The sequence below is a fragment of the Streptomyces pristinaespiralis genome, assembly GCF_001278075.1.
In the GTDB taxonomy this organism is placed as follows: Bacteria; Actinomycetota; Actinomycetes; order Streptomycetales; family Streptomycetaceae; genus Streptomyces; species Streptomyces pristinaespiralis.
On the sequence record NZ_CP011340.1, the window covers coordinates 5,138,266 to 5,151,866 of the forward strand.

The following is a 13,601-nucleotide window of genomic DNA, read 5'->3' on the forward strand; positions in this document are numbered from 1 at the left end:
GACCAGGTGGGTCCCCTGGGATCCAACGGGTTCGGGCGTACCGTCGAGTCCACGCCACAACAGGCGCCGCTGCGGTAGCGGGCCACCCCCGAGCGGGGCCGCCCGGGCCGTCGGCGCCCCCGCCCAGGAGGCCGTCCTCCCACCCGACGGCCCCGGCCGTCCGCGCCCCGGCGAACGCGCGCGTCACTCCGCGTCCGTCCGGACCGGGAACCGCTTCGGCGCCACGAACACCAGGACCAGCAGCGCGGCCCCGGCCGCGGCCGCCGCGCCCACGTAGACGTGGTCGACCGCCGCGTCCACCGCCCGCCGCAGGCCCTCGGTGGCGTCGGCCGTCAGCGTGGCCGGGTTCTCCAGCGCGTGGGACACCGAGTCGAGGCTGCCGCCGCCGAGGCGGGAGAGCAGCACCGCGTTGGCGACCGCGCCGAAGAGGGCCGCGCCCATGGACTGGCCGACCTGGCGGCAGAAGAGGACGGACGCGGTCGTGGTGCCGCGCTCCGACCAGCCGACGGTGGACTGCACGCCCACGATCAGGGGGAGTTGGAACAGGCCGAGGGCCGCGCCGAGCAGCAGCATGGCGAGAGCCGGCTGCCACGGCTCGCCGGGAAACGGCAGCAGCGGGAAGGACAGCAGGACCAGCATGGCGGCGGTGATGCCCAGGATCGCGGTCCGCCGGAACCCGATGCGGTTGTAGACCCGGTCGGACAGGGCGGCGCTGACCGGCCAGCTCAGCGTCATCACCGACAGGACGAAGCCCGCGGCGATCGGACCGAGGCCGAGGACGGACTGGGCGTAGGTCGGGAGGAAGACGGTGGGCGCGACCATCAGCAGGCCCAGTGCGCCCAGGGCCAGGTTGACCGCGGCGATGGTACGGCGACGCCAGACCCAGCCCGGGATGATCGGCTCCGCCGCCCGGCGTTCGACGACGACGGTGACCGCGACGAGGACGGCCCCGCCACCGAACAGCGCCAGGGAGGGGGCGGAGAGCCAGGGCCACGCGGTACCGCCCTGGACGAGGGCGGTGAGGAGCAGGGCGCCCGCCCCGAAGACGCACAGCGCCCCCGCCCAGTCGACGCGGGGCCGGACCGCGGGAGCGGGCCGGGCCGGCTCCACGAAGTAGCGGGCGACGAGGAAGAGCGCGACCGCGCCGACCGGCAGGTTGACGAGGAAGATCCAGCGCCAGTCCGCGTAACCGGCGAGCAGTCCGCCGACCGCGGGACCCGCCACCGCCGCCGTCGCCCAGACCGTGGACAGCCTGGCCTGGATCCTGGGCCGTTCCTTCAGCGGGTAGAGGTCGGCGGCGATGGTCTGCACCGTGCCCTGGAGCGCCCCGCCGCCGAGGCCCTGTACGACGCGGAAGGCGATGAGCGCGGCCATGTTCCATGCGACGGCGCACAGCAGGGAGCCCAGCAGGAACAGCACGATGCCGGCGATGAGGACGGGCTTGCGGCCGAAGGTGTCGGAGAGCTTGCCGTACACGGGGAGGGTGACGGTGACGGCGAGGAGGTAGCCGGAGAAGAGCCAGGAGAAGACGGCGAAACCGCCCAGGTCGCCGACGATCTGGGGCACGGCGGTCGAGACGACCGTCCCGTCGAGCGCGGCCAGCGCCATGCCCAGCATGAGCGCCGCGACGACCGGTGCCCGTCCGGGGGGTGCGGCCGCGCCCGTGTCTGCTCCGGACAGGCGTTCAGTGCGGCCGGTGCTCCCCATCGCTGCCCCAAGTCCTTTCCGCATGCATCTATTTCTGGGGACACCTTCTCACTTGAGGCTGACGCAGGGGGAGGGTGCAGTCTCGTCGTACACCGGGTCCACCCGGGGGTGGAGTCCCCCTAGGGGCTCCTCCTTACTTCTGCCGGGGGGACGTTCGTCCCGGCGGACGACGTGAAGGCACCGCCGCGTTCCTTAACTTGTTCTTACGGCCGCAGCTGAGGCCCGCGATCGACGCAGTTCCGGCCGGGGGTGGGGAAAACCCCCGGACCAAGACTGCGCTGCGCACCAGCGCGCCGGACCGCTTCCGTCGGAAGACTCGACACATACCCGCGGCGACGTGTTCGCCGGAACCAGACCGCACTTTCCCCAGAGCTAGGAGACCTACCGTGACTACGGCTGTAACCACCCCCGCACCCGGGGAGACCGGAGGGCGCACGGCCGTCGCCGCACGGGGGCGGCAGGTCGTCAAGGCGTACGGCGCGGGGGAGACCCGTGTCGTCGCGCTCGATCACGTCGACGTGGACATCGCCCGCGGGCAGTTCACCGCCATCATGGGCCCGTCCGGCTCCGGCAAGTCGACCCTCATGCACTGCCTGGCCGGTCTCGACACCGTCACCTCGGGTCAGATCTTCATCGACGACACCGAGATCACCGGCCTGAAGGACAAGAAGCTCACGCGGCTGCGCCGGGACCGGATCGGCTTCATCTTCCAGGCGTTCAACCTGCTGCCGACGCTGAACGCCCTGGAGAACATCACGCTCCCCATGGACATCGCCGGCCGTAAGCCCGACGCCGCCTGGCTGAACCGGGTCGTGGAGACGGTCGGACTGGGCGAGCGGCTACGGCACCGTCCCACCCAGCTCTCCGGCGGCCAGCAGCAGCGGGTCGCCGTCGCCCGTGCCCTCGCCGCCCGGCCGGAGATCATCTTCGGTGACGAGCCCACCGGAAACCTGGACTCGCGGGCGGGCGCCGAAGTGCTCGGCTTCCTGCGCAGGTCGGTCGACGAGCTGGGCCAGACCATCGTGATGGTCACGCACGACCCGGTCGCCGCCTCCTACGCGGACCGTGTCCTCTACCTGGCGGACGGCCGCATCGTCGACGAGATGCTCCGGCCGACCGCGGAGGCCGTCCTCGACCGCATGAAGGACTTCGACGCGCGCGGGCGGACGTCATGACCGTCTTCAGAACCTCGCTGCGCAACTTCTTCGCGCACAAGGGGCGGATGGCCCTCTCTGCCGTCGCCGTGCTGCTGTCCGTGGCCTTCGTGTCGGGCACGCTCGTGTTCACCGACACCATGAACACCACGTTCGACAAGCTCTTCGCCGTCTCCTCCGCGGACGTGACCGTCAGCCCCAAGGGCGCCGAGGACACGGAGGCCCCGGCGACCGGAAGGCCGGAGACGCTGCCCGCCTCCCTCGTCGAGCAGGTCGGCAAGGTCGAGGGGGTGAAGTCGGCCGAGGGTGCCGTGTCCAGCATGAGCGTCACCGTCGTCGACTCGAAGAACAAGAACATGGGCTCCACCTCCGGCGCCCCGACGATCGCGGCCAACTGGACCAGGAACGACCTCAGGTCGATGGAGATCGCCTCGGGCCACGCCCCGCGCGGCCCCACCGAGGTCATGGTCGACGCCGACACGGCCGACAAGCACAAGCTGAAGCTGGGCGACGAACTGCGGACGATCGCCGTCACCGGCGACTTCACCGCGAAGATCACCGGCATCGCGTCCTTCAAGGTCACCAACCCCGGTGCCGCCGTCGTCTTCTACGACACCGCCACCGCGCAGCGTGAACTGCTCGGCAAAGAGGGTTTGTTCACCAACGTCATGGTCGTCGCCGACGAGGGCGTCAGTGACGAAGCGCTGAAGAAGAACCTCGCTTCCGCGCTGGAGCAGCCGTACAAGCTCCAGACCGCGAAGGAAGCGGCGGACTCCGGACGCGAGGAGGTCGGCTCGTTCCTCGACGTGATGAAGTACGCGATGCTCGGCTTCGCCGGGATCGCCTTCCTCGTCGGCATCTTCCTGATCGTCAACACCTTTTCGATGCTGGTCGCCCAGCGCACCCGGGAGATCGGCCTGATGCGCGCCATCGGGTCGAGCCGTAAGCAGGTCAACCGCTCCGTGCTCGTCGAGGCGCTGCTGCTGGGCCTGGTCGGCTCGATCGCCGGTGTGGCCGCCGGTGTCGGGCTCGCCGTCGGGCTGATGAAGATGATGTCCGCGGTCGGCATGAACCTCTCCACCGACGACCTGACGGTGAAGTGGACGACCCCCGTGGTCGGCATGGTGCTCGGCATCGTCGTCACCGTCCTCGCCGCCTACATCCCGGCGCGCCGCGCCGGCAAGGTCTCGCCCATGGCGGCACTGCGCGACTCGGGCATGCCGGCCGACGGCAGGGCGGGCCGGATCCGCGGCGGCATCGGCCTCGTCCTCACCGGTGCCGGCGCCGCGGCCCTGCTGGTCGCCACGCAGGCGGACAAGGCGAGCGAGGGGTCGATGTTCCTCGGCCTCGGTGTGGTGCTGTCACTGATCGGCTTCGTCGTGGTCGGCCCGCTCCTGGCGGGCGGTGTGGTGCGTGTGATCAGCGCCCTGGTGCTGCGGATGTTCGGCCCGGTCGGCCGGATGGCCGAGCGCAACGCGCTGCGCAACCCGCGCCGCACGGGAGCCACCGGCGCCGCCCTGATGATCGGCCTCGCCCTGGTGGCGTGCCTGTCGGTGGTCGGCTCCTCGATGGTGGCGTCGGCGACGGAGGAGCTCGACAAGTCGGTGGGCGCCGACTTCATCGTGCAGTCCGCCACCATGGGGCCCATCGTGCCGCAGGCGCAGGAGGCCCTGAAGAAGACGCCGGGCCTCGAGCACGTCACCGAGTACAAGGGCGTCGACGCGAAGATCACCGCCCCTGACGGCACGGCGGAGGACCTGCAACTGGTCGCCGCGGACCCGACGTACGCGAAGGATCTGCGCCGCGAGACGCTGGCGGGTGAGCTCTCCGCCGCCTACGGCAAGGACGCGATGTCCGTCGGCAGCGACTACGCGGAGAAGCGCGGCGTGAAGGTCGGCGACACGATCAAGGTCGAGTTCAAGAACGGCAGCCCCGCCGATCTCAAGGTCGCCGCGATCACCTCCGACGACACGAACGTCGACAAGGGCGCGATGTACCTGAACATCACGACCGCCGCGCAGTACGTCCCGGCCGAGAAGATGCCCGAGAACATGATCATGTTCGCCAAGGCGGTCGACGGCCAGGAGAAGGAGGCGTACACCGCACTGAAGAAGTCGCTCGCCGGGTACCCGCAGTACAAGGTGCAGAACCAGACCGACTTCAAGCAGGACCTGAAGGACCAGATCGGGCAGCTGCTCAACATCGTCTACGGCCTGCTGGCTCTCGCGATCATCGTCGCGATCCTCGGTGTGGTGAACACCCTGGCCCTGTCGGTGGTCGAGCGGACCAGGGAGATCGGCCTGATGCGGGCCATCGGCCTCTCGCGCCGCCAGCTGCGCCGCATGATCCGCCTCGAGTCGGTGGTCATCGCCCTCTTCGGAGCGCTGCTGGGCCTCGGCCTCGGCATGGGCTGGGGCACCTCCGCCCAGCAGCTGCTGGCCCTGGAGGGACTGGGCGTCCTGGAGATCCCGTGGCCGACGATCATCACGGTCTTCGTGGGCTCGGCGTTCGTGGGCCTCTTCGCGGCCCTGGTACCGGCCTTCCGGGCCGGCCGGATGAACGTCCTGAACGCGATCGCGACGGAGTAGCACCCACCGGTGGGCCCGGTACGGGGGTCCGGTCCCACCCGCACTCCGAACGGCCCCGGGCGTCCTTGGCGGACGCCCGGGGCCGCCGCGCTGCCCCGGCGCCGGACGCCGGGGCGTCCCTTGTCGCTCGCGCGAGTGACATCGGCAGGACGTAGTCTGGAGACCCCCGGCCCGTACCACGTGTCGGGCGCCTCGCGTTGCCCACCCCTGCCCCCTGGACGGAACCCCTTCATGAGCCTGCACGGTCTGCTCGATGCCGTCGTACGTGACCCGGCGCTCGCCGAAGCGGTCAAGGCGGCCGGCGACGGCCGCCGTACGCATGTGGACCTGGTGGGGCCGCCCGCGGCGCGGCCCTTCGCCGTGGCCGCCCTGGCCCGCGACGCCGGCCGCACCGTGCTGGCCGTCACCGCCACCGGCCGGGAGGCCGAGGACCTGGCCGCCGCGCTGCGGTCGCTGCTGCCGGACGAGGGCGTCGTCGAGTACCCGGCGTGGGAGACGCTGCCGCACGAGCGGCTCTCGCCCCGCTCCGACACCGTCGGCCGCCGCCTCGCCGTGCTGCGCCGCCTGGCCCACCCGTCGGCCGACGACCCGTCGACAGGGCCCGTGCGGGTCGTGGTCGCGCCCGTACGGTCCGTGCTCCAGCCGCAGGTCAAGGGGTTGGGCGACCTCGAGCCCGTTTCGCTGCGCACGGGGCAGCAGGCCGATCTGAACGACGTCGTCGAAGGGCTGGCCGCGGCCGCCTACTCGCGGGTGGAACTGGTCGAGAAGCGCGGCGAGTTCGCCGTGCGCGGCGGCATCCTGGACGTCTTCCCGCCGACGGAGGAGCACCCCCTTCGGGTGGAGTTCTGGGGCGACGACGTCGAGGAGATCCGCTACTTCAAGGTCGCCGACCAGAGGTCCCTGGAGATCGCGGAGCACGGGCTGTGGGCCCCGCCCTGCCGTGAGCTCCTGCTGACCACCGAGGTGCGGCGGCGTGCCGCCGCCCTCGCGGAGGCCCACCCCGAGCTGGGCGAGCTGCTGGGCAAGATCGCCGAGGGTATCGCGGTCGAGGGCATGGAATCCCTCGCGCCGGTGCTCGTCGACGAGATGGAACTGCTGCTGGACGTCCTGCCGCAGGGCTCGATGGCCGTGGTGTGCGACCCGGAGCGGGTGCGGACACGGGCGGCCGACCTGGTGGCGACGTCCCAGGAGTTCCTCCAGGCGTCCTGGGCCGCCACCGCGGGCGGTGGCGAGGCCCCGATCGACGTCGGCGCGGCCTCCCTGTGGGGCATCGCGGACGTACGGGACCGGGCGCGCGAGCTCGGGATGATGTGGTGGTCCGTGTCCCCGTTCGCGTCGGAGGCATCCGACCAGGAGGACGACACCGTCAAGCTCGGCATGCACGCCCCGGACACGTACCGCGGTGACACCGCCCGCGCGCTCGCCGACACCAAGGGCTGGCTGGCCGACGGCTGGCGCACCGTGTTCGTGACGGAGGCGCACGGCCCCGCCTCCCGCACGGTGGAGGTGCTGGGGAGCGAGGGCATCGCGGCACGGCTGGACGCCGACCTGACCGAGATCACACCGTCGGTCGTCCACGTCGCCTGCGGTTCCATCGACTACGGCTTCGTCGACCCGGGGCTCAAGCTGGCCGTCCTCACCGAGACCGACCTGACCGGCCAGAAGGCGGCCGGCAAGGACGGCCGGCGGATGCCGACCAGACGCCGCAAGACGATCGACCCGCTGACCCTCGAGGCCGGCGACTACATCGTCCACGAGCAGCACGGCGTGGGCCGCTACCTGGAGATGGTGCAGCGCACGGTCCAGGGCGCGACCCGCGAGTACCTGCTCGTCGAGTACGCCCCCGCCAAGCGCGGCCAGCCCGGCGACCGCCTCTACATTCCGACCGACCAGCTGGAGCAGGTCACCAAGTACGTGGGTGGCGAGGCGCCGACACTCCACCGGCTCGGCGGAGCGGACTGGACGAAGACCAAGGCGCGCGCGAAGAAGGCGGTCAAGGAGATCGCCGCGGACCTGATCAAGCTGTACTCGGCCCGCATGGCCGCCCCCGGCCACGCCTTCGGCCCGGACACGCCGTGGCAGCGGGAGCTGGAGGACGCCTTCGCTTACGTGGAGACGCCCGACCAGCTCTCGACGATCGCCGAGGTCAAGGAGGACATGGAGAAGACGGTCCCGATGGACCGGCTGATCTGCGGCGACGTCGGCTACGGCAAGACGGAGATCGCGGTCCGGGCGGCCTTCAAGGCGGTCCAGGACGGCAAGCAGGTCGCCGTCCTCGTCCCCACGACCCTCCTCGTCCAGCAGCACTTCGGCACCTTCTCAGAGCGCTACTCGCAGTTCCCCGTGGTGACCCGGGCGTTGTCGCGTTTCCAGTCGGACGCCGACGCGAAGGCGACGCTCGAAGGACTGCGGGACGGCTCGGTCGACATCGTGATCGGCACGCACCGCCTCTTCTCCTCCGAGACCAAGTTCAAGGACCTGGGCCTCGTCATCGTCGACGAGGAGCAGCGCTTCGGCGTCGAGCACAAGGAGCAGCTGAAGAAGCTGCGGGCCGACGTGGACGTCCTGACGATGTCCGCCACGCCCATCCCCCGCACGCTGGAGATGGCGGTGACCGGCATCCGCGAGATGTCGACGATCACCACCCCGCCGGAGGAGCGGCACCCGGTGCTCACCTTCGTCGGCCCGTACGAGGAGAAGCAGATCGGTGCCGCCGTGCGGCGTGAACTGCTGCGCGAGGGCCAGGTCTTCTACATCCACAACCGCGTCGAGTCGATCGACCGGGCCGCGGCGCGGCTGCGCGAGATCGTGCCGGAGGCGCGCATCGCCACCGCGCACGGTCAGATGTCGGAATCGGCGCTGGAGCAGGTCGTCGTGGACTTCTGGGAGAAGAAGTTCGACGTGCTGGTCTCCACGACGATCGTCGAGTCCGGTATCGACATCGCCAACGCCAACACCCTCATCGTGGAGCGTGGCGACAACTTCGGCCTCTCGCAGCTCCACCAGCTGCGCGGCCGTGTCGGCCGGAGCCGGGAGCGGGGGTACGCCTACTTCCTCTACCCGCCGGAGAAGCCGCTCACGGAGACCGCGCACGAGCGTCTCGCCACGATCGCCCAGCACACGGAGATGGGCGCGGGCATGTACGTCGCGATGAAGGACCTCGAGATCCGCGGCGCAGGCAATTTGCTCGGCGGCGAACAGTCGGGCCACATCGCGGGCGTCGGCTTCGACCTGTACGTCCGCATGGTCGGTGAGGCGGTCGCCGACTACCGCGCCTCGCTGGAGGGCGGTGTGGAGGAGGAGCCCCCGCTCGAGGTCAAGATCGAACTCCCCGTCGACGCCCACGTCCCGCACGACTACGCCCCGGGCGAGCGGCTGCGGCTCCAGGCGTACCGGGCGATCGCCTCCGCCAACACGGAGGAGGACATCAAGGCGGTCCGCGAGGAACTCACCGACCGCTACGGCAAGCTGCCGGAGCCCGTGGAGAACCTCCTGCTGGTCGCCGGTCTGCGGATGCTCGCCCGTGCCTGCGGCGTCGGCGAGATCGTGCTCCAGGGGTCCAACATCCGCTTCGCGCCCGTGGAGTTGCGCGAGTCCCAGGAACTGCGGCTCAAGCGGCTCCATCCGCGCACGGTCATCAAGCCGGCCGTCCACCAGATCCTGGTGCCCCGGCCGACGAGCGGCAAGATCGGCGGCAAGCCGGTGGTGGGGCGCGAACTGCTGGCGTGGACCGGCGAGTTCCTGACGACGATCCTCGGCTCGTAGCGGACACGGTTCCGGCGGTTGCCGGCTCACCACGGCCGTCGCCCGGACACGGCACCGGCCGTGCCCGGGTGGGGCACGGCCGGTGGGTGAGCCGGTCCGGTCACGGCCGGTGGCGAGCTGCGCTCGTCGCGGCCGGCCCGTGAACCGCGGTCAGAGCTCGTCCAGGTCCAGCGCCTGCGCCATCGCGCGGTATCCCGCGTCGCCCGGGTGCAGATGGTCGCCCGAGTCGTAGGCGGGGAGGATGCGGTCCGGGTCCGCGGGGTCGGCCAGCGCGCGGTCGAAGTCGACCACGGCGTCGTACTCGCCCGACGTACGGATCCAGTGGTTGAACGCCTCCCGCTTGGCCTCGTTGACGGGGGTGTAGTAGAAGGAGCCCTTGACCGGGGTCAGCGTCGCACCGATCACCTTGACGCCCCGGTCGTGTGCCTGGCGGATCAGCGAACGGTGGCCCTCGATCAGCTGCTCCACCGACACCTCGGGAGAGCCGTCCCAGCTGCTGCTGCCGAAGTCGTTGATGCCTTCGAGGACGACGACCGTGCCGACGTTCGGCTCGTTCAGCGCGTCGAACTTGAAACGGGTGACGCCCTTCTCGCCGGCCCAGACCGTGTCCTTGGTGACCTGGTTGCCGCCGATGCCGTGGTTGAGGACGCTGCGCGGCTTGCCGGCGGCGGCGAAACGCTCGGCCAGCTCGTCCGGGTAGCGGTTGTCGGAGTCGAGGGTGGAGCCGACGCCGTCCGTGATGGAGTCGCCGAAGGTGACGACGGCGTCCTTGCGGGCCGTGGTCCCGCCGCTCACCTCGACGCCGGTGAGGAAGTACCAGGAATCGCTGGTCTCCGTGAACGCCGACCCGCTCCGGTCGTACCGGTGGTCGCCGTTCGCGCGGTAGCTGGTGGCGGAGGCGAAGGAGTGGAAGGTGGCCGGTCCGGTCGGCTCCGCCAGGTAGAGCGTGACGGTCACCGACTCCAGCGCCCCGACCGTGAACGGAACGCCGTCGCTGTGCACGGTGCCGCCGGCCGGAACGGTCACCGACCGCCCCTTGCCGAAGGTCAGCCGGCGGACGGAACCGGGCTCCACGGAGGCGCCCTCACCGGTGCGGGCGACCGTCGCGCCGGTGATCCGGAGCGGAGTCGTCCCGTACCTGTTGGAGAGCTCGATCCTGGCCCTGGTCCCGCCGGTGGTCACCCGCACGACCTGCCGGACCGTGTGGTCGGCGAAGCCCTGCTCCGACCAGTTGGGAGCGAACTGCGAGCTCGGCGGCTGCGGCGAGGCCGCCCACCCGCCGTGCCACGCGCGACCGCCGCTCTCGGCCGCTGCGGCGGAGGCCGTGGCACCGCCACCCTCCTGTGGGCCGACGACCGGAAGAACGGCAAGTGCCGCCGCGGCCAGCAGTGCGACGCCGGTGCGCCGTAAGGAGTTCGTCGGTGTCATGCGACGTGTCATGTGTCCCCGCCCCTTTTTTTGGTCCGATGCGTGATGTGAGGAACGTGCTGTGAGCAAAGCGCCTCACGCAGGCGTCAAGCGGTGATCGACTCCCGCTATTCCCCCGGCCGTTGGGCGGTGACGGACCCGAGCGGGCGAGCGGGCGGCGCCCGGTGCGGACCGGGCGACGGCGCTCGGCACCGGCCGGCCTGCCCACGGGGAACACCCTGACTGTCGGCAAGACCCGGCCGCGGCACTACCGTACGAACGGTGAACAGACACGGAGTGGTCGGGCGAGGGGCGGCGGTACTGCTCGCGGCACTGCTGCTCACCGGTTGCGACGGCCTCGGCATCGACGAGGGCGGCGCCGAGGGCGACGGGGGCCCCTCGCGGGGCGCACCGGCCGCCGGCGGCACCAGCCCGCTGGCCAACCCGCGCGGCACGGAGCCGGGTCTCGCCGCCCTCGTCACCGAGCAGGAGCGGGCGGCCGCCCGCGAGCTGATCGGCAAGGTGGACACCAAGGGGCGTGGCCCGAGGACCGGTTACGACCGCGACGAGTACGGCTACGCCTGGATGGACACGGCCGACGGGGTCCCCCTGGCGCGGAACGGCTGCGACACCCGGAACGACCTCCTCGCCCGCGACGGGAAGGAACTGGCCTTCCGTGACGGCTCCGACTGCGTCGTCGTGGCGATGACCATCCACGACCCGTACACCGGCAGGACCATCGAGTGGCGCAAGCAGGACGCCGCCGAGGTGCAGATAGACCACGTCGTTCCGCTGTCGTACAGCTGGCAGATGGGCGCGGCACGCTGGGACGAGGCGAAGCGGCGCCGACTGGCCAACGACCCGCTGAACCTGCTGCCCGTAGAGGGCAGGGCCAACAGTGCCAAGAGTGACTCCGGCCCCGCCTCCTGGCTGCCGCCCAGCAAGCCCGTCCGCTGCTCCTACGCGGTGCGCTTCGCGCAGGTCGCGGTCAAGTACGAGCTGCCGGTGACCGGCGCCGACAAACGGATCATGCTCGCCCAGTGCGGCGGATGACCTGTACGGCCCCGGGGCGCCGGCCGGGGGGAGCGGCACAGGCCGTTTAACCACTGGGGACCGGACGCGAGCGCCGTTAGCCTGGCGCCATGGATCTTGAGATCACGACTCTGGCCGAGCGCCCGCAACTGCAGGGCCCCATGTGGCAGATGATCGACACCTGGGCGGAGTTCATCGTCAACGACCCCGTCGGCTGGGCCTACATCGGGCGCATCGTGGCGGAGCTGCCCGAGTACGTGCTGGTCGCGACGGACGCCGAAGGGACGGTCGTCGGGCGGGCGTTCAGCGTTCCGGTGGCCATGGACGTGGACGGGCGCCGGGAACTGCCCGCGGGCGGCTGGGACCAGGTGATGCTCTGGGCCTTCTCGGACCTGCGGCACGGCCGGAAGCCGGACACGATGAGCGCCATCGAGATCACGGTCGCCAAGGAGCGGCAGGGCCAGGGCATATCGGGCCGGCTCCTCGCGGCGATGCGGGACAACGCGCGCCGGCACGGCTTCGGTGACCTGATCGCGCCGGTGCGTCCGAGCGCCAAGAGCGCCGAGCCGTCGGCGCTGATGAGTGAGTACGCCTACCGCACCCGCGAGGCGGACGGGCTGCCGCACGACCCGTGGCTGCGTGTCCATGTACGGGCCGGCGGCGTCATCGAGAAGGTGGCCCCGACGTCGATGACGGTCACCGGATCGCTGGAGCAGTGGCGCAAGTGGACGGGGCTCCCGTTCGACACGACGGGCCAGGTCGAGGTCCCGGGCGCGCTGGTGCCCGTGCTCTGCGAGGCGGAACGAGGTTACGCGGTGTACGTCGAGCCGAACGTGTGGGTGCGCCACCAGGTGTGAGAGGCGGATGCGGGGCCGTCCGGCCGGGCGGCCCCCGCTCTCCTGCCCCGGCCGGGGGCCCGCGTCGGCGCCCCGGGGCGGGACGGCACAAGCCGGGGGCGGCCCGCCTTTTCGGCGGGCCGCCCCCGGCTCCGTGTCCGTGCCGCGTCCGTCGCGGATGTCAGAGCGTCAGCTCCCACTGCGAGGCGTCGTAGTCGAAGCCCGGGGAGACCTCGACCGTCAGGTTCTTCGCGTCGGCCGGGGCGTCGAAGGCGAACGTGACCGTGGCCTTCTTGCCGGGCAGGATCGTGCCCTCGAAGCCGGTGCCCGCCTTGTCGTCGAAGATCTGCTCGGCGGTCACACCGTCCTTGCCGGCGCGGGCGTCGGCGGTGACGAGGCTCGTGTCGAACTTCTCCTTGCCGGCGTTCTCGATCGTGATCGTGACCTGGTAGGCCTTGTTGCCCTTGGTGTGGCCGATCGCGAACTCGCCGGGCGTGTACGGCTTCGGCGCGGAGACGGTGACCTCGACGTTGTCCTCGTAGGCGGACGTCTCGTCCGCGGCGAGGGACTTCGTCTCGTCCTTCGGCGCGTCACCCTCCGCCGCACCGTCGGTGCCTCCGGCGGTGGTGTCCTTGGGCGCGGTGTTCTCGACGGCCTTGTTGATCTCGTCGACCGCGTCGTCCACCGCCATCACGGTGACGATGCCGATGATCACGCTGACGATGATCCCGACCAGGCCCAGCACGGTGCCGGCGAGGGCCACGCCCTTGTTCGTGGCCTCGCCGCGCTTGGCGCGGCCCCGGCCGACGATGCCGAGGATCAGGGCCAGGAGGCCGAGGATCGTGCCGATCCAGAAGAGGAACGGGATGACCGCGAAGACGAGGCCGATGATTCCGAGCACCAGGGCGGCCGTGCCGAGGCCGTTGCGGGCCGGTGCGGGCGCCGCGAACTGACCGGGCTGTGGCTGCGGCTGGGTGTACTGCGACATGGGTCCCCCCCATTGTTTGTGGCGGGCCCGATCTTCCGTGGCCCGTTCTGCCTGGGTCAATAACAGCAGAGCTTGTGAACCGAGTCAACACGGAAGTGTTCTGTCCTTCAATCTCTTCGTGTGA

Annotated in this window: 8 protein-coding genes; 5 read left to right on the forward strand and 3 right to left on the reverse strand. The window is 71.1% G+C overall.

Features of this window, described 5'->3' with window-relative positions:
• Nucleotides 1–183: 183 nt before the first annotated feature.
• Nucleotides 184–1,707 (reverse strand): MFS transporter, encoded by a 1,524-nt coding sequence (locus SPRI_RS21920; protein WP_005316616.1) that lies wholly within the window; start codon nt 1,705–1,707, stop codon nt 184–186.
• A gap of 386 nt (nt 1,708–2,093) precedes the next feature.
• Here SPRI_RS21920 and SPRI_RS21925 point away from each other — a divergent pair, with 386 nt between their 5' ends.
• The 3 genes from SPRI_RS21925 to mfd all read left to right on the forward strand — a co-directional run bounded on the left by SPRI_RS21925 (nt 2,094) and on the right by mfd (nt 9,214).
• A complete protein-coding gene (locus SPRI_RS21925; protein WP_005316619.1) occupies nt 2,094–2,882 on the forward strand; it encodes an ABC transporter ATP-binding protein in 789 nt (262 codons plus the stop codon).
• Nucleotides 2,879–5,449, forward strand: a complete 2,571-nt coding sequence (locus SPRI_RS21930; RefSeq protein WP_005316621.1) for an ABC transporter permease — start codon at nt 2,879–2,881, stop codon at nt 5,447–5,449. Before SPRI_RS21925 ends, SPRI_RS21930 begins: the two co-directional genes overlap by 4 nt.
• A gap of 231 nt (nt 5,450–5,680) precedes the next feature.
• Nucleotides 5,681–9,214 (forward strand): transcription-repair coupling factor, encoded by a 3,534-nt coding sequence (mfd, locus tag SPRI_RS21935; protein ID WP_053557204.1) that lies wholly within the window; start codon nt 5,681–5,683, stop codon nt 9,212–9,214.
• Nucleotides 9,215–9,364: 150 nt separating this feature from the next.
• Here mfd and SPRI_RS21940 read toward each other — a convergent pair whose 3' ends face one another.
• A complete protein-coding gene (locus SPRI_RS21940) occupies nt 9,365–10,654 on the reverse strand; it encodes an SGNH/GDSL hydrolase family protein (RefSeq protein WP_238996242.1) in 1,290 nt (429 codons plus the stop codon).
• Between the two features lie 249 nt (nt 10,655–10,903).
• On the opposite strand from SPRI_RS21940, the gene SPRI_RS21945 reads away from it, so the two are divergent.
• Both SPRI_RS21945 and SPRI_RS21950 read left to right on the forward strand, forming a co-directional pair.
• On the forward strand, nt 10,904–11,674 hold the full coding sequence (locus SPRI_RS21945; RefSeq protein ID WP_005316631.1) for an HNH endonuclease family protein: 771 nt from the start codon (nt 10,904–10,906) through the stop codon (nt 11,672–11,674).
• Nucleotides 11,675–11,763: 89 nt separating this feature from the next.
• Nucleotides 11,764–12,510, forward strand: coding sequence for a GNAT family protein (locus tag SPRI_RS21950; protein WP_005316633.1), 747 nt, complete (start codon nt 11,764–11,766; stop codon nt 12,508–12,510).
• Nucleotides 12,511–12,670: 160 nt separating this feature from the next.
• Here the strand turns inward: SPRI_RS21950 and SPRI_RS21955 are convergent, their stop codons facing one another.
• Complete coding sequence (locus tag SPRI_RS21955; RefSeq protein ID WP_005316636.1) at nt 12,671–13,477, reverse strand: DUF4190 domain-containing protein; 807 nt, start codon at nt 13,475–13,477, stop codon at nt 12,671–12,673.
• Between the last annotated feature and the right edge of the window lie 124 nt (nt 13,478–13,601).